At 71.9% G+C, this 18088-nt stretch carries 15 protein-coding genes; 1 reads left to right on the forward strand and 14 read right to left on the reverse strand.

Going from position 1 to position 18088, the window contains the following annotated elements; all coding sequences use genetic code 11:
• Positions 1-26 precede the first annotated feature (26 nt).
• Positions 27-1088 carry an SDR family oxidoreductase gene (locus tag ACIBF7_RS12755; RefSeq protein WP_148034741.1) on the forward strand — a complete coding sequence of 354 codons (1062 nt, stop codon included), beginning with the start codon at positions 27-29 and terminating at the stop codon, positions 1086-1088.
• A gap of 351 nt (positions 1089-1439) precedes the next feature.
• Here the strand turns inward: ACIBF7_RS12755 and ACIBF7_RS12760 are convergent, their stop codons facing one another.
• The 14 genes from ACIBF7_RS12760 to ACIBF7_RS12825 all read right to left on the reverse strand — a co-directional run bounded on the left by ACIBF7_RS12760 (position 1440) and on the right by ACIBF7_RS12825 (position 18076).
• Positions 1440-3428: a hypothetical protein gene (locus ACIBF7_RS12760; protein WP_397197140.1), complete on the reverse strand. Its 1989-nt coding sequence runs from the start codon at positions 3426-3428 to the stop codon at positions 1440-1442.
• 82 nt (positions 3429-3510) lie between these two features.
• Positions 3511-4386 carry a DivIVA domain-containing protein gene (locus ACIBF7_RS12765; RefSeq protein ID WP_148032668.1) on the reverse strand — a complete coding sequence of 292 codons (876 nt, stop codon included), beginning with the start codon at positions 4384-4386 and terminating at the stop codon, positions 3511-3513.
• Positions 4387-4490: 104 nt separating this feature from the next.
• Positions 4491-4781: a YggT family protein gene (locus ACIBF7_RS12770; protein ID WP_148032669.1), complete on the reverse strand. Its 291-nt coding sequence runs from the start codon at positions 4779-4781 to the stop codon at positions 4491-4493.
• 81 nt (positions 4782-4862) lie between these two features.
• Complete coding sequence (locus ACIBF7_RS12775; protein ID WP_148032670.1) at positions 4863-5363, reverse strand: cell division protein SepF; 501 nt, start codon at positions 5361-5363, stop codon at positions 4863-4865.
• Positions 5364-5501: 138 nt separating this feature from the next.
• Positions 5502-6194 carry a YggS family pyridoxal phosphate-dependent enzyme gene (locus ACIBF7_RS12780; protein ID WP_397197141.1) on the reverse strand — a complete coding sequence of 231 codons (693 nt, stop codon included), beginning with the start codon at positions 6192-6194 and terminating at the stop codon, positions 5502-5504.
• A 186-nt stretch (positions 6195-6380) separates the two neighbouring features.
• A complete protein-coding gene (gene ftsZ, locus ACIBF7_RS12785; protein WP_397197142.1) occupies positions 6381-7886 on the reverse strand; it encodes a cell division protein FtsZ in 1506 nt (501 codons plus the stop codon).
• Between the two features lie 367 nt (positions 7887-8253).
• Positions 8254-8916 (reverse strand): cell division protein FtsQ/DivIB, encoded by a 663-nt coding sequence (locus ACIBF7_RS12790; protein WP_148032673.1) that lies wholly within the window; start codon positions 8914-8916, stop codon positions 8254-8256.
• A gap of 12 nt (positions 8917-8928) precedes the next feature.
• Positions 8929-10338 carry a UDP-N-acetylmuramate--L-alanine ligase gene (gene murC, locus ACIBF7_RS12795; protein ID WP_148032674.1) on the reverse strand — a complete coding sequence of 470 codons (1410 nt, stop codon included), beginning with the start codon at positions 10336-10338 and terminating at the stop codon, positions 8929-8931.
• Entirely contained in the window at positions 10335-11411 is a 1077-nt protein-coding gene (gene murG, locus ACIBF7_RS12800) for an undecaprenyldiphospho-muramoylpentapeptide beta-N-acetylglucosaminyltransferase (protein WP_148032675.1), read from the reverse strand. The genes murC and murG overlap by 4 nt, the downstream gene beginning before the upstream one ends.
• A gap of 12 nt (positions 11412-11423) precedes the next feature.
• Positions 11424-12716: a putative lipid II flippase FtsW gene (ftsW, locus tag ACIBF7_RS12805; protein ID WP_397197143.1), complete on the reverse strand. Its 1293-nt coding sequence runs from the start codon at positions 12714-12716 to the stop codon at positions 11424-11426.
• Positions 12713-14077 carry a UDP-N-acetylmuramoyl-L-alanine--D-glutamate ligase gene (murD, locus tag ACIBF7_RS12810; protein WP_397197144.1) on the reverse strand — a complete coding sequence of 455 codons (1365 nt, stop codon included), beginning with the start codon at positions 14075-14077 and terminating at the stop codon, positions 12713-12715. The genes ftsW and murD overlap by 4 nt, the downstream gene beginning before the upstream one ends.
• Complete coding sequence (gene mraY / locus ACIBF7_RS12815; protein WP_148032678.1) at positions 14077-15132, reverse strand: phospho-N-acetylmuramoyl-pentapeptide-transferase; 1056 nt, start codon at positions 15130-15132, stop codon at positions 14077-14079. The genes murD and mraY overlap by 1 nt, the downstream gene beginning before the upstream one ends.
• Entirely contained in the window at positions 15129-16547 is a 1419-nt protein-coding gene (gene murF, locus ACIBF7_RS12820) for a UDP-N-acetylmuramoyl-tripeptide--D-alanyl-D-alanine ligase (protein WP_397197145.1), read from the reverse strand. Before murF ends, mraY begins: the two co-directional genes overlap by 4 nt.
• Complete coding sequence (locus tag ACIBF7_RS12825; protein ID WP_397197258.1) at positions 16544-18076, reverse strand: UDP-N-acetylmuramoyl-L-alanyl-D-glutamate--2,6-diaminopimelate ligase; 1533 nt, start codon at positions 18074-18076, stop codon at positions 16544-16546. The genes murF and ACIBF7_RS12825 overlap by 4 nt, the downstream gene beginning before the upstream one ends.
• Between the last annotated feature and the right edge of the window lie 12 nt (positions 18077-18088).

An 18088-nucleotide genomic window follows, 5' to 3' on the forward strand; every position in this document is an offset into this window, starting at 1 on the left:
CGACACCATCATGAAGAGGAGAAAAGATGAACAGCGTCCAGCGGAAGGTCGCCCTCGTCGTCGGCGCCCAAGGGGTGATCGGCCGCAACCTGGTCGAGCATCTCGACGCCCTCGGCGACTGGGAGGTGATCGGGCTCTCGCGTCGCGGTGGCGAGACCACCGGCCGGGTCCGCCAGGTCTCCGTCGACCTGCTCGACCGGGACGACACCGCCAAGAAGCTCAGCGGGCTCACCGAGGTGACCCACGTCTTCTACGCCGCCTACCAGGACCGCCCGACGTGGGCCGAACTCGTGCCGCCCAACCTGGCGATGCTGGTCAACGTGGTCGACGCGATCGAGCCGGTGGCGCCCGGTCTGACCCATGTCAGCCTCATGCAGGGCTACAAGGTGTACGGGGCGCACCTGGGTCCCTTCAAGACCCCGGCCCGCGAGTCCGACCCGGGCCACATGCCGCCGGAGTTCAACGTCGACCAGCAGGCGTTCCTGGAGAGGCGGCAGCGAGGGGCGGGCTGGACGTGGAGCGCGCTCCGCCCGTCGGTCGTGTGCGGATTCGCCCTGGGCAACCCGATGAACCTGGCCATGGTGATCGCCGTCTACGCGGCCGTCTCCAAGGAACTCGGCCTGCCCCTGCGCTTCCCCGGTCGCCCGGGCGCCTACGACAAGCTGCTGGAGATGACCGACGCCGGCCTGCTGGCCAAGGCCACCGTCTGGGCGGCGACGGACCCGCGCTGCGCCAACCAGGCGTTCAACATCAACAACGGCGACCTCTTCCGCTGGAACGAGATGTGGCCGAAGATCGCCCGCTTCTTCGACCTTGAGGTGGCCGATCCGCTGCCCATGTCACTCCAGGTGGTCATGGCGGACAAGGAGCCGCTCTGGCGTGAGATGACCGGGAAGTACGGGCTCGAACCGCACTCCTACGAGGAGGTGTCGTCGTGGGCGTTCGGCGACGCCGTCTTCTCCTGGGACTACGACGTGATCGCCGACGGCTCCAAGGCCCGCCGCTTCGGCTTCCACGAGTTCGTCGACACGGAGAAGATGTTCCTCGACATCCTCACCGACCTCCGCACCCGCAAGATCATCCCCTGACCCGACAGGTCCCGCAAGATCACCCCCGAGCCAACCTGTCCCACAGGATCACCCCCCAGCCGAGGTCCCACAGGATCACCCCCCAGCCGACCAGTCCCACAGGATCACCCCTGAGCCAGTCGGTTCCAGATCACCCCCGACCGGTCCCGCAGGATCACCCCGGAGCCAACCTGTCCCGCAGATCACCCCCAGCCGACCGGTCCCGCAGGATCGGCTCTGCCAGTTCAAGGCCCGCACAGCGCCGCGCCGTCCGGACTCCCCCGACACGGGCACTGCGCGGACAACGCCCCGGCTCACTCCGGGGCACCCCGCCGGAGCGGTCCGGACCGTTGTCGCGGGGATGACCTACGGTCAGCTGACGGTCTCGTGAGCGTGCTGGCAGACGGAGCAGGGGGTCAGACCCGCGGCCTCCGCCTGGTTGCGGGTCATGGTCTCCACACCCGAGTCACCCGCCCCCTTGATCAGCGGGCAGGCGGTGCTGTGGTAGCGGCGGGTGCCGACGATGACCTTGACCATGCCGGACCCCTTGGCCCCACTGTCACCGTTCGCCGCCTCGGCAGGCTCTTGGTCGCGCGCATCGTCGGCGTCCGAACTGTCACCAGGCGCGGTCCTGCCGTTCTCCGCCTTGTCTTCGGACGGACGGGTGTCACGAGAAGCGGCGCCCTTGGGCAACGGTCCCTGAGCCTTGGCGGACTCGGCCGACGACGGCGGCCGCTGCGCCCCAGCCGGGGACGCGGGCTCGAACAGGGAACGCGTCCTGACAGTCTTCTCCGTCGCGGAAGCCGACTCCCCCTCGGAGGAACCCGCTACGGACGAGTCGCCTCCGCCCTTCTCACGTGACACGCCCTTCTCACCCTCATCGTCGCGAGACGCGCCCCGATCACCCTTGGCGGAACCACCCACAGCCGAGGCACCAGGCTTCTTCTCCCGAGACTCGGCCCGATCATCCCGGCCGGCACCTGTCACAGACGAGGCACCGCTCCCTGACTTAGGAGACGCAGCCCGATCACCCTTCACAGCGTTACCGCTCCCGGACTTCTCCTCACGGGACGTGGCCTGGTCCCCTCTCGCCGACGGGGTGCCGCCTGTGGCGGGATCCCCCGTACCGGAGGGCCTCCCCTGTGCGGGCCGGTCACCCGAGCCCTCACGGGAACCCGACGCGGGCGCGGGAGGCACCGGCGTGCCGGCGGCGGTCACGCGGGGTTGCGGGCGGGTGTCAGGCCCGGAGTCCGGCTCGTCCGCCCGTGCGGAAGCCGCGTACGGACGCTTGCCCTGCTCCTGAGACGGCTGGCCCGCGCCCTGGGCACCACGACCGGGCCCTTGCGGCGAGGAGCCGGATCCCGACGCCGGACGACCCGGCTCGTACGGGGACCGGGAACCGCGCCCGGGCTCCGGGTCGTCGCGCTCCGGACGGTCCTGCCTGGACGAGCGGCTCTCCGCAGACGGACCAAAAGGACGACCCTCGGACGAGCGGCTCTCCGCAGACGGACCAGAAGGACGACCCTCGGACGAGCGGCTCTCCGCAGACGGACCGGAAGGACGACCTCCGGACGGGCGGCCGCGCTGCTGGACGGGGCGGGTCTGCTCGGCGGTGGGGGCGCCGGGACGGGAACCCTCGGGCTCCGGCGCGGCGGCTGCGGACGGTTCGCCCTTGCCCGCGGGCGGCGGCGCGTCCTCGGTGGTGCGGCCGAACCAGCCCGCTTCGGCGGGCGAGGCGGCGGACTCCTGAGCGGGGGTGGCGGGCTCCGGCGGAAGCACCGGCGGCCGGAGGTCACGGGTCGGCTCGGAGGGGTCTGCGAGGCTCTCAGCGGGGACCGCGGGCGCCGAGTCGTCGGCGGGGGGCAGTTGCCGCCCGCCGAGCGCGGCGTCGGGCAGGCAGGCGGTGCAGGGCGTGAAGCCCTCTTCGCGAGCCTCCTCGTAGGTGAGCTCCTCGTGATCCCGCCCGGTCAGCTGGCGGCAGCCTCGGACGTGGTATCGCTTGCGCCCGGGGATCACCAGCACGATCGCGTCGGGGGAGATCCCCCCGGCCGCGGGCCGGTGCGGCGTGGGGACGCCGGGCGCGGGCGACGGCACGGTCGCCGTCCGCGGGTAGGGCTGCGGACGGGACGGCGGCGCGCCCATGGGGCCGGTCTGGGCGTACGGCGGGACGCCGGGAGGCACGAGCCCTGCCGGCGGAGGAGGGGTGGCCGGCATCGCGGCCTGCCCACCACCGGGAAACAGCTCGTGACGCCGCAGCAGCGCTCCGATCACGAGGAACAGCGCGGACAGCACGCTGACCACGATGGACCACATGATCAGGAACGGCTTTGCCAGTACGAAGCCCGCGATCAGCAGAATCACTGCCGCGAGCACCAAACCAGCACTGATAAGGATCACTAGGGGCTCTTTCGAGTGACGGGTCCTTGGTGTGACCCGCTACACCTTACCGGCGCTCGTTGTGGGGACCGTCGCTGCCGGGGAAGGCACCCTGCGGGGCCTCGCCGCCGAACGGGTTGGGGTTGCCGGGCAGAGGCTGCTGACCGCCCTGGGGCACGGCGTGCGACATGGCCGGCGCGCCGGAGGGACCGCCCGACATGACCGGGAACCCGCCGCTGCCCTCCGCTGAGACGTTCAGCTCGGCGAGCTGGTTCTCCAGGTAGAGCTTGAGGCGGCTGCGGTACTCACGCTCGAAGCTGCGCAGCTCCTCGACCTTGCGCTCGAGCTCGTCGCGGGTCTGGACGAGGGAGCCCATCGCCTGGCGGTGCCGCTCCTGGGCGTCGCGCTCGAGCGTCTCGGCGCGGGCGCGGGCGTCGCCGATGACCTGCTCGGCCTGGCGGCGGGCCTTGGTGAGGATCTCGTCGGCCTCGCGGCGGGCGCGGGTCACGGTCTCGTCCGCCTCCCGGCGGGCGTCGGCGATCGCCTGGTCGGCCGTCTGCTGGGCGAGAGCGAGCACGCGGGCGGCGGTGTCCATGTTGTCTTCGGCGGGCGGCATGTTCATGCCCACCGGGACCGGCTGCGGCTGCTGATGCTGCGGCGGCTCCGGCGCGCGCATGGGCTCCGGCTGGGGCGGCGCCATCATCTCAGGCTTGGGCTGCTCCTGCACGGGCGCGGAGGCCATGGGCATGTTCATGCCACCAGGCACTTTGCCACGCATGCACTCGGAAAGCTTGGCACGCAGCTCTTCGTTCTCTTGGATCAAGCGGTCAAGCTCAGCCTCGACTTCGTCGAGGAAGGCGTCGACCTCTTCCTCGTCGTAGCCCGGTCGGAGCCGGGTGGTACTGAACTGCTTGTTCCGCACATCAGCGGGCGTAAGCGGCATTTTGGTCTCCTTGGCGCGCTTGGAGTCTGTCCGGAGGGACGGTCACCCGAATCACTTCAGCGCGGACACGAGTTGGATCATGACCGGGTGCCCTGCAGACCTCGTCACGGACCGAACGATCCTACGACGTTGATCAAGATCAACACGACGATGAAGAGGACTGTGAAGCTTAGGTCAAAGGCCACCGTACCCAACCGCAGTGGGGGAATGAAACGGCGGAGGAACTTGAGAGGCGGGTCGGTCGCGGTGTACGTGACCTCCGCCAGCACGAGCACGACCCCGGTGGGCCGCCACGAGCGGGCGAACGCCTGCACCGTCTCGAAGATCATCCTGCCGATGAGAAGCACCAGGTAGAGAGACAGGACTACGACCAAGATCTGGCTGACTATCCCCACGGTCCGGCCGCGCCTCCACTTCTGATGTACTCCCCCGGTCTCGGCGAGACCCGGTTGAGTCCGATTGACATACAGAGCACTCTAACTCTGGTTGAAGAACCCGCGTTCCGCGATTCGAGCCTTGTCCTCGGCGGTCACCTCGACATTGGCAGGGGACAACAGGAACACCTTGTTGGTAACACGTTCAATGCTTCCATGTAGGCCAAAGACCAGACCTGCCGCGAAATCGACGAGCCGTTTTGCGTCGCTGTCGACCATCTCAGTCAGGTTCATGATGACGGGGGTGCCGTCACGGAAGTGCTCGCCGATGGTTCGGGCTTCATTGTACGTGCGGGGATGCAGGGTGGTGATCCGGGCCAGGTCGGTGGTACGGCGCTCAAGGACAGTGGTGGCCGGCCTGGGGGCGGGAACGGACGGATCGGTGTCCTCCTCCCGGTCCTGGACCGTGACAGGCCGGTCCTCGCCCGCGCGCTGGACGTCGTCCTCGTACGGGTAGTCGTCGGGGTAGGTCTCGTACCTCTCGTAGCGGTCGTCCTCCACGAGACCGAGGTAGACCGCCATCTTGCGCATCGCGCCGGCCATCGCTAAGTCGTCCTCCTGCTCATGGTCGCACTCGCTCGGGCCTGTCGCCGGGTCCGAGGCGGTAGCCGTACCCCCTTGGAGCTCACCGCTGATCGACCTCTACCGGATCATGGGCCTGAAGACCCACTTGAGGGGACATTACCTGACGAAGAGCTTCCGACGGCCGAGCAACGCCGTACCGACCCGCACGTGTGTCGCGCCGTGGGAGATGGCCTCCGTCAGATCGTCGCTCATCCCCGCGGAAATCATCGTGGCACGTGGGTGCCTCTCCTGTACGGCCACCGCGACATCACGCAGCCTCGCGAACGCCTTGGCCGGATCCTCGCCCAGCGGCGCCACCGCCATGACCCCGCCGAGCCGCAGACCGGGAGCGCCGGCGATCAGGTCGGCCAGCGCCGGCACGTCGGCCAGGACGGCGCCGCCGCGCCCCGGGTCGTCGTCGAGCGCCACCTGCACCAGGCAGCAGACCTCCCTGCCCCGCTTGACGGCCTCCCCGCTGATCGCCCTCGCCAGCCGGGGCCGGTCCACCGAGTGGATCACGTCGGCGTACCCCACCACCGAGCGGACCTTGTTCGTCTGCAACTGACCGACGAAGTGCCAGGTCAGCGGCAGGTCGGCGCACTCGCGCGCCTTCGGCGCGGCCTCCTGGTCGCGGTTCTCGCCCACGTCGCGCAGGCCCAGCCCGGCCAGGATCCGCACGTCGTCGGCCGGGTACGTCTTGGTCACGGCGATCAGCGTCACCTCGTCCCGGTCCCGCCCCGCCGCCCGGCACGCCTCGGCGATCCGCTCGTCCACCTCGGCCACGCGCGAGGCGATCTCTTCCTTCCGCACGCCTCTCCTTCCTGTCAGCCCATTCTCCCCCGCACACCACGCACCCGCCTGAGGGGAGGACCCCCGGGACGCCCCGGCGCCCCGCCTTCCACCGGCAGCCCCGCGAACGGGGCCTGACATGGCGGCGCCGCTCCCGTACCGCGTCACGGGTGCGGAAGCGGAGGGAGCGGCGGCCGGGTGGAACGGTTACTTGAGGAAGTCGGGGACGTCGAGTTCCTCCTCCTGCTCCTCGAAGACCACCGGACGACGTTTGCCGGGCTCCGACATGCGGGAGGTGATGGGCGTGGGCGGATTGGCAGGCTCCGGAGCGGGGCGCGGGATCGACACCGGGCCGGAAGGCCCGTCAGCCGGCGTCTCGTCGGCGGAGGAGGCCGGGGCGGGGTCCTGGACGCTCTCCGCCGGACGCACCGGCTCGGGGCGGAGCTCCGGGCGCGGCTCGGGGCGCGGTTCCGTACGGGGCTCCTGGCGGAAGTCCGTGCGGGGCTCCGGCCTGAAGTCGGAGCGCGGCTCGGGACGGGGCTCGGGACGCGGCTCCTGGCGGAAGTCGGAGCGCGGCTCCTGGCGGAAGTCCGTACGGGGCTCCGGCCTGAAGTCGGAGCGCGCCTCAGGGCGCGCGGGCTCCGGCTTGGGCGGCGTCGGCGCGCTGGAGCGCAGCCCGGACGGCGGCACGCTGGAGGCGGCGCCGGTGCCGCTCGCGGCGGTGGCGGGGCGGGTCTGCGGGCGCGGCGCCTGCTTGTCGTTCTGCGGCACGTCGTCGAACCCGGCGGCGATCACGGTGACCCGAACCTCGTCGCCCAGCGCGTCGTCGATGACCGTGCCGAAGATGATGTTGGCGTCGGGCGCGGCCGCCATGGACACGAGCTGCGCCGCCTCGTTGATCTCGAACAGGCCGAGGTCGGAGCCGCCCGCGATCGACAGCAGCACGCCGTGGGCGCCGTCGATGCTGGCCTCCAGCAGCGGGCTGGAGACGGCCATCTCGGCGGCGGCCACCGAGCGGTCGTCGCCGCGCGCGTGGCCGATGCCCATGAGCGCCGAGCCGGCGCCGGACATGACGGACTTCACGTCGGCGAAGTCGAGGTTGATCAGACCGGGCGTGGTGATCAGGTCGGTGATGCCCTGCACACCGGAGAGCAGCACCTGGTCGGCGGCCTTGAACGCGTCGAGGACGCTGACCTGCCGGTCGGAGATCGACAGCAGCCGGTCGTTGGGGATCACGATGAGGGTGTCGACCTCGTCGCGCAGCGTCTCGATGCCGGCCTCGGCCTGCATGGCCCGGCGGCGGCCCTCGAAGCTGAACGGCCGGGTGACCACGCCTATGGTCAGGGCGCCCAGGGAGCGCGCGATGTTGGCCACGACGGGGGCGCCGCCCGTGCCGGTGCCGCCGCCCTCACCCGCCGTGACGAAGACCATGTCGGCCCCCTTGAGGACCTCCTCGATCTCCTCGCGGTGGTCTTCGGCCGCCTTGCGCCCCACGTCGGGGTTGGCCCCCGCGCCGAGGCCGCGCGTGAGCTCGCGGCCCACGTCCAGTTTGACGTCGGCGTCACTCATCAGCAGCGCCTGGGCGTCGGTGTTTATCGCGATGAACTCGACGCCCTTGAGTCCCTCTTCGATCATCCGGTTGACGGCGTTGACTCCGCCGCCGCCGATGCCGACGACCTTGATGACCGCGAGGTAGTTCTGCGGTGCTGCCACGACGAGGGGCCTTTCCGCTCGTTGACTTGCCATTTCGGTGCGGATTGTCTCCGCGTCTTGTCAGTTCGGGTAACTCTCAACCTCAAGTTGAGATTTAGATTTATGTCAACCTGAGGATTGATACGGACAGTAGGAGTTACGCTCCGGGCGGGTCAACTAACCGCGCCGCAAGCACGTCCGGCGTGTCGCGGGCTGTCCGTTTCGCTCTGACGTCTTGCCTGGTCGGGTACTCCCTGCCGCTCTACCCGATCTACAGGCTCTCACGTCGCGCCTGCTGCCCGGCACAGGCTCGGCGACACGCCTGGCGGGAAGTCGCCGTGTTTCCCGGGTACGCGCGATGCTTCGCGGCGTCTTATCCGGAATTGGATCACTTGAGGGTCACCACGTCCGGAGAGCTCACGTCGTACACCTCGGCCTTGCGCTTCAACAGGCTCCGCAGGATGCGCGCCTTGGCCTCGGGCCGGTCGGTGCCGCCCCAGACGACGGTGCGCCCGTCGGACAGGCCCAGGGTGACGTCCTCCCCCGTCGTGGCGCTGACCTGGCGAACCCGCCCCGAGATGCTCGCCGGCAGGCCGCGCACCACGTCCAGCGCCGCCATGGTGGCGGGGTCGCCGACGGCCGGACTGGCCACCTTCAGCACCGGCAGCATGGGCGGCGCCACGTCGCGCAACTCGATGACCGCCCCGGTCTTGTCGATGACGGCGATCTTGTCTCCGGCCGGGATCTGCGCGACCGGCTCCCGCTCGACCACCTCGATGCGGAGCGTGGCGGGCCAGACGCGGTCGACCTTCGCGGAGGCGACCTGACGGATGCCGCGGACCCGGTCCTCGACCTGCGCCAGATCGACGGTGGCGAGCGGGTGCAGATCGGGCACCGCCGCGGCTTTCCTCACCACATCGGGCGCTAGTGTGACATTTCCCACGATCTCCACCGTCCGGACTCCGAGCACCGGCGAGAAGAACACCAGCCACGCCGCCGTGCCCACCACACCGGCGGTGAGCAGCACCAGGAAGACCTTGCGAGCGGTCACCGCGCCCCCGGCTCAGCGCGACAGGGCCGCGACGATCCGCGGCCCCAGCTCGGTGACGTCTCCGGCGCCCATGGTGAGCACGAGGTCGCCCGGCCTGGCGCGGCCCGCGACGAAGTCGGCCACCGCCGACCGGTCCGGCACGTACGCCACCCGCTCGGCGGGCAGCGGGACCAGACCGGCCACCAGGGCCCCGGACACGCCCGGCTCGGGATCCTCGCGGGCGCCGTACACGTCCAGCACGATCGCCTCGTCGGCCAGCCCGAGCGCGGTGCCGAACTCGTCGGCGAAGAACCGGGTGCGCGAGTAGAGGTGCGGCTGGAAGATCGCGATGACCCGGCCGTCGCCGGAGTAGGAGGCGACCACGTCGCGCGCCGCTCTGAGGTCGGCGGCCAGCTCGGTCGGGTGATGGGCGTAGCTGTCGAACACCACGACCCCGCCGGCCTCGCCCTTGGCCTCGAAGCGCCGCTTGGCCCCGGTGAAGGCCGCCAGCCCGTCTCTGATCTCCTCGAACGGCAGGCCCAGCTCGTCGGCCACGGCGATCACCGCGGTGGCGTTGAGCGCGTTGTGCGCCCCGGGGACGGCCAGCCGCACCTCGCCCTTGCTCGCGCCCGGCCCCTCGACGGTGAAGACGGTGCCGAACCCGTCGGGCCTGACCCCGGAGATCCGGTAGTCGGCGGCGGTCCCGTACGTCACCACGCGCTTGCCGCGGCGGCGGGCCACCTCGGCCACCTCGGCCGCGCCCGGGTCGTCGGCGCAGACCACGAGGAGCTCGCCGACCCGGTCGACGAACCGCGCGAAGCTGTCGTGGACGGCGCGCGGGTCGCCGTAGTTGTCGAGATGGTCGGCCTCCACGTTGGTGACCACGGCGATCTCCGGGGCCAGCATGAGGAACGAGCCGTCGCTCTCGTCGGCCTCGGCCACGAACACCTGGCCCGAGCCCTCGTCGGCGCCCAGGCCCGTCGTGACGAGCTGGCCGCCCACGCAGTAGGACGGGTCGGCGCCGCACTTCTGCAGGGCGACGGTGAGCATCGAGGTGGTGGTGGTCTTGCCGTGGGTGCCGGCGATCGCCACGCCGGTGCGGCCGGACATGACGGCGGCGAGCGCGGCGGCCCGCGGGATGACCCGCAGCCGCTGCTTGAGCGCCTCGCCCAGCTCGGGGTTGGAGTCGCGGATGGCGGTGGACACGACCACCGTGTCGACGTCCTTGATGTGCGAGGCGGCGTGGCCGATGTGCACGGTGGCGCCCAGCTCGCGCAGCTCGGTGACCAGCTCGCCGCTGCGGGCGTCGCTCCCGGACACGCGCACGCCGCGCTTGAGAAGGATGCGCGCGATGCCGGACATGCCCGCACCGCCGATGCCGATGAAGTGGACCCTGCCCAGTTCTTCCGCGGCGACGGGATCGACCAGCTTGACGAGACTCATCGGACTATCTCCAACACTTTCCTGGCGAGCGTGACGTCCGCGTCCTTCATGCCCAGCGCCGAGGCCGCCTCTGACATGACGGCGACCCGTTCGGGGTCGTGGAGAAGGGGCAGCACGTGATCAATGATCCAATCAGATGACAGTTCGGCGTCGTCCACCAACATGCCGCCCGCGCCCGCCGTGACGCGCTCGGCGTTCATCCGCTGCTCGCCGTTGCCGTGCGGCAGCGGCACGTACGCGGCGGGCAGGCCGACGGCGGTGAGCTCGGCGCAGGTGAGCGCGCCGCTGCGGCACAGCGCCACGTCGGCGGCCGCGTAGGCGAGGTCCATCCGGTCGAGGTACGGCAGCAGGACGTACTGAGGGTCGCCGGGCGGCGGCTCGTGCTCGACGGTGTTCTTGGCGCCGACCACGTGCAGCACCTGCACCCCCGCGGCGCGCAGGGCGGGCGCGGCCGCCAGCGCGGCGTCGTTGATCGACCTGGCGCCCTGGGAGCCGCCGAACACCAGCAGCGTCGGCCGGTCGGTCTGCAGCCCGAACCAGGAGCGGGCCCTGTCGCCCATGGACAGCCGGTCGAGCTCGACGATCTGGCGGCGCAGCGGGGTGCCGATGTATTCGGCCTTGGCGATCGAGGCGTCGGGGAAGCCGGTGAAGACGTGGTCGGTGAGCTTGGCGCCGAGGCGGTTGGCCAGGCCGGGCTTCGGGTTGGCCTCGTGGACCACGATCGGCAGGCCGCGCCGCTTGGCGGCGAGGTAGGCGGGGGTGGCGACGTAGCCGCCGAAACCGACCAGGATGTCGGCCCGCGTCCGGTCGAGGACGGCGGCGACCGCGTTGACCGCCCCGGCGAGGCGGCCGGGGACGGTCAGCAGCTGCGGCGTGAGCGCCCTGGGCAGCGGCACGGCGGGCACCAGCTCCAGCTCGTAGCCCCTGGCCGGGACGAGACGGGTCTCCAGCCCGCGCTCGGTGCCCACGCAGGTGACGCCGATGCTCGCGTCGAGGCGGCGCAGCGCGTCGGCCAGGGCGAGCGCCGGCTCGATGTGCCCGGCCGTCCCGCCACCGGCGAGGACCACCCTCATGTCGGTCACTCCCTAACGTCTTCCTCGGCCTCTGGTCATACCCCCCAGGCCAAGCCAGCTTAGGGCCCGCACGGCCGGTCCGGGGCCACGCGCGGCCAGAGCCTCACGCGCCCCCGGCTCCCGTTTGGCGAACGACAGCAGCATGCCCAGGGCCGCCAGCGTGGGCAGCAGCGCGGACCCGCCGTAGGAGACCAGCGGCAGCGGGATCCCGGTGATCGGCAGGACCCCGAGCACCGCTCCCATGTTGACGATGGCCTGCCCGACAACCCAGGCCACGACCGCGACGGAGACCAGCCGGACGAACGCGTCGTTGACCCGGGAGGCCACCCGCAGTCCCGCGTACCCGAGCAGGCCGAACAGCGCGACCACCAGCAGCGTGCCCATCAGCCCGAGCTCCTCGCCGAGGATGGCGAAGATGAAGTCGCTCTCGCCGTGCGGCAGCCAGTCCCACTTCTGCCTGCTGCTGCCGAGGCCGAGCCCGAACCAGCCGCCCGAGCCCATCGCGATCTGCCCCTGCACGGCCTGGTAGCCGGCGCCCTGCGCGTCGGCCCACGGGTCGAGGAAGGCGCCGACGCGGGCCAGCCGGTAGGGCTCCACGGTGATCATGATGACGGCGGCCAGCACGGCGAGCGAGAGGATCCCGCCGAACAGCTTGACCGGCGCCCCCACCACCCACAGCAGCGCCAGGAAGATCAGGAACAGCACGAGCGTGGTGCCGAGGTCGCTGCCGAGCATGACCAGGATGGCCAGGATGGCGGTGCCGGGCAGCAGCGGGATGAGCATCTGCCGCCACTCGATGCGGCCCTTGCGCACCCGCCGCGCCAGCAGGTCGGCCCCCCACAGCGCCAGCCCGAGCTTGGCCGGCTCGGACGGCTGGACGGTGAACGGGCCGAAGTAGATCCACCGCTGCGCGCCCAGCTCGGACGAGCCGATGAACAGCACCAGGACCAGCGCGATGATCGACAACGCCATCAGCGGATAGCCCATCCACCGGAAGAACCGGTAGGGCAACTGCGTGAAGAACCACATGATGGGCAGCCCGACGGCCGCCGACAGCGACTGCTTGATGAACCAGTAGAACGGGTTGCCGGTCTCCTGCATCGCCTCGATGCTGGAGGCGGAGAGCACCATCATCAGCCCGAGCGAGAGCAGCAGCAGGCTGCACCCGAGGATCAGGTAGTAGGTCGCCAGCGGCTTGTCGAGCAGCTCCTTGAGCGTGCCGAGCCGCTCGCGGGCCCAGGTCGAGGGCTGCTGCGTGGCGGCGGGGCGGGCGGGCTCGGCGCGTTCGCCGGTGGCCGTGCTCACGTGCCCGCCTCCAAGGCGCGTACGGCTCGCGCGAAGGCCTCCCCTCGGGCCGGGTAGCCGGGGAACATGTCCAGCGAGGCGCCCGCCGGGGCGAGCAGCACGGTGTCCCCGGGGGAGGCGAGGCGGGAGGCTTCGGTCACGACACGGTCCATCACACCAGTGTCCTGACCTTCGATGTCCACGACGGGGACATTCGGCGCGTGTCGCGCGAGAGCTTCGGCGATCCTGGCCCGGTCGGCGCCGAGCAGGACGGCCCCGCGCAGCCGCGGCGCGGCCTGGCTGACCAGATCGGCCACGTCGGCGCCCTTGAGCTGCCCGCCGGCCACCCACACGATCGACGGGTAGGACGCCAGCGCGGCCGCGGCGGCGTGCGGGTTGGTGGCCTTGGAGTCGTCCACGTAGTCGACCCCGGCGACCCTGGCGACGTGCGCCAGCCGGTGCGGGTCGGGCGTGAAGTCCCGCAGGCCCTGCCGCACCGCTTCCGCCGGCACGCCGAACGCGCGGGCCAGCGCGGCGGCGGCCAGGGCGTTGGCGACGTTGTGGGGCGCGAGCGGGCGCACGTCGGCGAGCGTGGCGAGCTCCTCGGCCGCCTCCGCGGGGTCGCCGACGAAGGCCCGGTCGACCAGCAGGTCCTCGACCAGGCCGACCTGGCCGGGTCTGGGGACGCGCAGCGTGAACCCGACCGCGCCGGGGTACGGCCCGGCCAGCCTGGCGGACTCCGGGTCGTCGGCGTTGTAGATCACGGTGCCGGCCCGTTCGAAGACGCGCCCCTTGGCGGCCGCGTAGGCGTCCATCGAGCCGTGCCAGTCGAGGTGGTCGGGCGCCACGTTGAGCACGGCCGCGGCGTGCGGGGCGAGCGTGGCCGACCAGTGGAGCTGGAAGCTGGACAACTCGACCGCGAGCACGTCGTACGGCTCGCGCACGGCTTCGACGACGGGCACGCCCACGTTGCCGACGGCGGCGGCCTTGTGACCGGCGGCGGTCAGCATGGCGGTGAGCATGCGCACGGCGGTGGTCTTGCCGTTGGTGCCGGTGAGCGCCAGCCAGGGGGCGGGCTCGGCGGGCCGCAGCCGCCAGGCGAGCTCCACCTCGCCGATCACCTCGACGCCCGCCGACAGGGCGGCGGCGATCAGCGGGTGGTGCGGCGCCCAGCCGGTGGTGACCAGCCGGGTGGTGCCCTCGGGCAGCGACAGCGGGCCGAGCCGGACCTCCACGCCGCGGCCGGACAGCTCCGCCGCCGCGGCCAGCTGCCGCTCTCCCCCGCCGGACTCCACGACCACCACGCGCTCGCCCCGCCCGGCGAGGGCCCTGGCGACGGCGGTGCCGGACACGCCCAGCCCGGCGACGCAGGTGAGACTCATCAGCGGGGCATCCATTCGACGTAGAACAGGCCGAGCCCGAGCGCCGCGCACAGGCCGGCGATCAGCCAGAAGCGGACCACGATCGTGGTCTCGGCCCAGCCCTTGAGCTCGAAGTGGTGCTGCAGCGGCGCCATCCGGAACACCCGTTTGCCGGTCATCTTGAAGAAGCCGACCTGGATGATCACCGACAGCGTGATGACCACGCAGAGCCCGGCGAGGAGGATGAGCAGCAGCTGGGTGCGGGTGGCGATGGCCAGGCCGGCCAGCACGCCGCCGAGGGCCAGCGAGCCGGTGTCGCCCATGAAGATCTTGGCGGGCGGGGCGTTCCACCACAGGAAGCCGACGAGCGCGCCGAGCACCGAGGCGGCGACCACGGCCAGGTCGAGCGGGTCGCGCACCCAGTAGCAGTTGGGGCCGAGCTGGTCGATGCAGTTGTTGCGGAGCTGCCAGTTGCCGATGAGCACGTACGCGCCGAGCACCACGCCGGTGGCGCCGCTGGCCAGGCCGTCGAGGCCGTCGGTGAGGTTCACCGCGTTGGAGAACCCGACGATCATGATGAGCACCCAGATGGTGAACCCCACGATGCCGATCGACGGCCCGAAGTCGCGCAGGAAGGAGAGCCGGGTGTCGGCGGGGGTGATCTGGTAGATGTTCGGCTGCTGGGTGACCAGCACGGCGAAGATCGCGCCCACGATGAGCTGACCGAACGCCTTGGCGCCGCTGCGCAGGCCGAGGCTGCGCTGCTTGTAGATCTTGATGAAGTCGTCGAGGAAGCCGACGGCGCCGAGCCCGGTCATCAGGAACAGCACGAGCAGGCCGGAGGCGGTGACCGGCTCCAGCGTGGCCAGGTGGGAGGCGCCGTAGGCGAGCAGCGAGCCGAGCACGATGACGGTGCCGCCCATGGTGGGGGTGCCGCGCTTGCCGTGGTGGCCGGACGGTCCTTCCTCGCGGATCTCCTGGCCGTAGCCGCGCCTGGAGAACACCCGGATGGCCAGGGGGGTGCCGAGCATCGACAGGACGAGCCCGACGGCGCCGGCGATGATGATGTTGGTCACCGGCCTGCACCTCCCAGCAGGAGCTCGGCGGTGCGCTCCAGGCCCATGGCGCGCGGGCCCTTGACGAGCACGACGTCGCCGGGGCGCAGCCACGGGCCGAGCTCGGCGGCGGCGGCCTGGGCGTCGGGCACGTGCACGATGCGGGGCAGCGGGGTGCCCGGGGGCCCGCCCCGCTGCGCCTGCTCGGCGCCCGCGTGGGCGCCTTGGAGCACCGGGCCCGCGTCGGGGCCCGCCACGATGAGCCCGGTCAGGCCGCCCGCGCCGGCCAGGCGGCCGACCTCGGTGTTCAGCGCCTCGCTGTCTTCGCCCAGCTCGCGCAGGGCGGCGATGACCGCGAACCGCCGCCGGTCGCGCCCGAGCACGGCGAGCGTCTCGAACGCGGCCCGCATCGAGTCGGGGTTGGCGTTGTAGGCGTCGTTGACGATCGTCACGCCGTCGGGGCGGTCGGTGACCTCCATCCGCCACCGGCTGCGCGGCTCGGCCGCCGACAGCTCCTCGGCGATGGCGGCGACGGGCAGGCCCAGCTCGTAGCCCGCGGCGGCGGCGGCCAGCGCGTTGTCGACCGCGTGTGCTCCGTACAGCCTGAGCCTGACGGGGGCGGCGCCGGAGGGGGTGCGGAGCGTGAACGAGGCACGCCCGCGCTCGTCGGCGGTGACGTCGTCGGCGCGGATGGCCGCGTGCTCGCCGCGCCCGAACAGGGTGACGCGCGCGTCGGTGCGCGTGGCCATGGCGTGGACCAGCGGGTCGTCGGCGTTGAGCACCGCGACGCCGGTGCGCGGCAGCGCCTCGACCAGCTCGCCCTTGGCCTTGGCGATGGCCTCCTTGCCGCCGAACTCGCCGATGTGGGCGGTGCCGACGTTGAGGACCACGCCGATCGTGGGCGGGGCGATGCGGGCCAGGTCGGCGATGTTGCCGATGTGGCGGGCGCTCAGCTCCAGCACCAGGTAGCGGGTGTCGAGGCCGGCCTTGAGTACGGTGAGCGGGTGGCCGATCTCGTTGTTGTGGTTTCCGGCCGGGGCGATCGTCGGGCCGATCCTGGCGGTCAGCCGCGCGAGGAGGTCCTTGGTGGTGGTCTTGCCCGCCGAGCCGGTCACCCCGATCACGGTCGCGTTCGGCAGCGACGCGGCCTGCGTGGTCGCCAGCTCGGCCAGCGCGGCCGTGGTGTCGGGCACGATGACGGCGGGCGCCTCGACCGGGCGGCCGGCCAGCACCGCGACGGCGCCGGCCCGCACGGCCTGCGCCGCGTAGTCGTGCCCGTCGACGCGGGCGCCTCTGAACGCGACGAAGAGGGATCCCGGCTCGACGGCCCGCGAGTCGATCACGACGGGGCCGCGCACCACGGCGCGGGGGTCGGCCATGCCCGACAGCGCGCCCGAGGTTATCTCGGCGATCCTGGCCAGAGGCAACGGGATCATTCGTACTTCCTGCTTTCCTTGCGTGCGTCGATCGCTGCGGCGACCACCTCCCTGTCGTCGAAGGGGATCACCTCGCCTGAAACGTACTGGCCCTGCTCGTGGCCCTTGCCTGCCACGACTATGACGTCACCGCGCGTGGCGCGGTTCACCGCGAGGTCGATGGCGGCCGCGCGGTCGGGCTCAATGATCACATGAGCGCGCTCCTCGCGGGGCACGCTCAGCGCCCCTTCCATCATCTCGGCCAGGATGGCCAGCGGATCCTCGGAGCGGGGGTTGTCGCTGGTGAGAACCGCCACATCGGCCAGCCGCGCGGCGGCCTCGCCCATGAGCGGCCGTTTGCCCCTGTCGCGGTCGCCGCCGCAGCCGAGCACGACGGTGAGCCGGCCGGCGGTGACCTCGCGGAGCGAGCGGAGCACCGACTCCACGGCGCCGGGTTTGTGCGAGTAGTCGACGACGGCCTGGAACTCGTCGCCGGAGCCGGTGACCCGCTCCATCCGGCCGGGCACCCCCGTGAGGGTGCCGACGCCGTGGACCGCGGTCTGCAGCGGCACGCCGGCCTCGACCAGGGTGACGACGGCGCCGAGGGCGTTGGCGACGTTGAACGGGCCGGGCAGCGCGATCTGCGCGTCGGCCTCGACGCCGCCGGGGCCGACGATCCTGAAGGCGCTGCCGTCGGCGCCCAGCCGGGCGTCGAGCGCCCGCCACTCGGCGCCTGGGTCGCCCTGGGCTGAGAACGTGGTCATCGGCACCTTGGCCAGGCGCAGCAGCTCGCGGCCGTAGGGGTCGTCGACGTTGGTCACGCCGATCCGGCTCAGCTCGGGCTGGAAGAGCTTGGCCTTGGTGGCGAAGTAGTCGTCGAGGTCCTTGTGGAAGTCGAGGTGGTCCTGCGACAGGTTGGTGAACAGCGCCACGTCGTAGAAGACGCCGTCGACGCGGTTGAGCGCGAGCGCGTGGCTGGAGACCTCCATGGCGGCCGCGGTGACGCCCTGCTCGCGCATGAGCGCGAACAGGCCGTGCAGATCCGACGCCTCCGGGGTGGTGAGCCCGGCCTCGAAGCACAGGTCGCCGGCGTGGATCTCGACGCCGCCCACCAGGCCGGTGCGCAGGCCCGCCGCGCGCAGCCCCGCCTCCAGCAGGAACGTGGTGGTGGACTTGCCGCTGGTGCCGGTGACGCCGAGGACCGTGATGTCGCGGGCCGGGTGACCGTAGACCCAGGCGGCGACCTGGCCGAGCAGGGCGCGCGGATCGGGCACGACGAGCACCGGCAGGCCGGTGGCGACGGCCGCGTCGCGGCCCGCGGCGTCGGTCAGGACGGCCACGGCGCCGCGCGCCATCGCCTCGGCGGAGAAGTCGGCGCCGTGCGCGCGCGCACCGCGCAGCGCGACGTAGAGGTCTCCGCGCCGCGCCTGGCGGGAGTCGTGGGTGACGCCGGTGAGCGCGGCGTGCGGCGACCGCGCGGTGCCGGTCTCGGCATCGAGCATGGTCGCCAGCGCGGTCAGCGGGCGCGGCGGGCTGTCGGTGGGACGCATGGACGGGGGACG

The sequence above is a fragment of the Nonomuraea sp. NPDC050478 genome, assembly GCF_044458265.1.
Classification (GTDB): domain Bacteria; phylum Actinomycetota; class Actinomycetes; order Streptosporangiales; family Streptosporangiaceae; genus Nonomuraea; species Nonomuraea ferruginea.

Coding starts and splice junctions, on each gene's coding strand:
- ACIBF7_RS12755 (WP_148034741.1), top strand. CDS start 27: ATGAACAGCGTCCAGCGGAAGGTCGCCCTCGTCGTCGGCGCCCAAGGG.
- ACIBF7_RS12765 (WP_148032668.1), bottom strand. CDS start 4,386: ATGCCGCTTACGCCCGCTGATGTGCGGAACAAGCAGTTCAGTACCACC.
- ACIBF7_RS12775 (WP_148032670.1), bottom strand. CDS start 5,363: ATGGCCGGCGCGATGCGCAAGATGGCGGTCTACCTCGGTCTCGTGGAG.
- murC (WP_148032674.1), bottom strand. CDS start 10,338: ATGAGTCTCGTCAAGCTGGTCGATCCCGTCGCCGCGGAAGAACTGGGC.
- murG (WP_148032675.1), bottom strand. CDS start 11,411: ATGAGGGTGGTCCTCGCCGGTGGCGGGACGGCCGGGCACATCGAGCCG.
- murD (WP_397197144.1), bottom strand. CDS start 14,077: ATGAGTCTCACCTGCGTCGCCGGGCTGGGCGTGTCCGGCACCGCCGTC.
- murF (WP_397197145.1), bottom strand. CDS start 16,547: ATGATCCCGTTGCCTCTGGCCAGGATCGCCGAGATAACCTCGGGCGCG.
- ACIBF7_RS12825 (WP_397197258.1), bottom strand. CDS start 18,076: ATGCGTCCCACCGACAGCCCGCCGCGCCCGCTGACCGCGCTGGCGACC.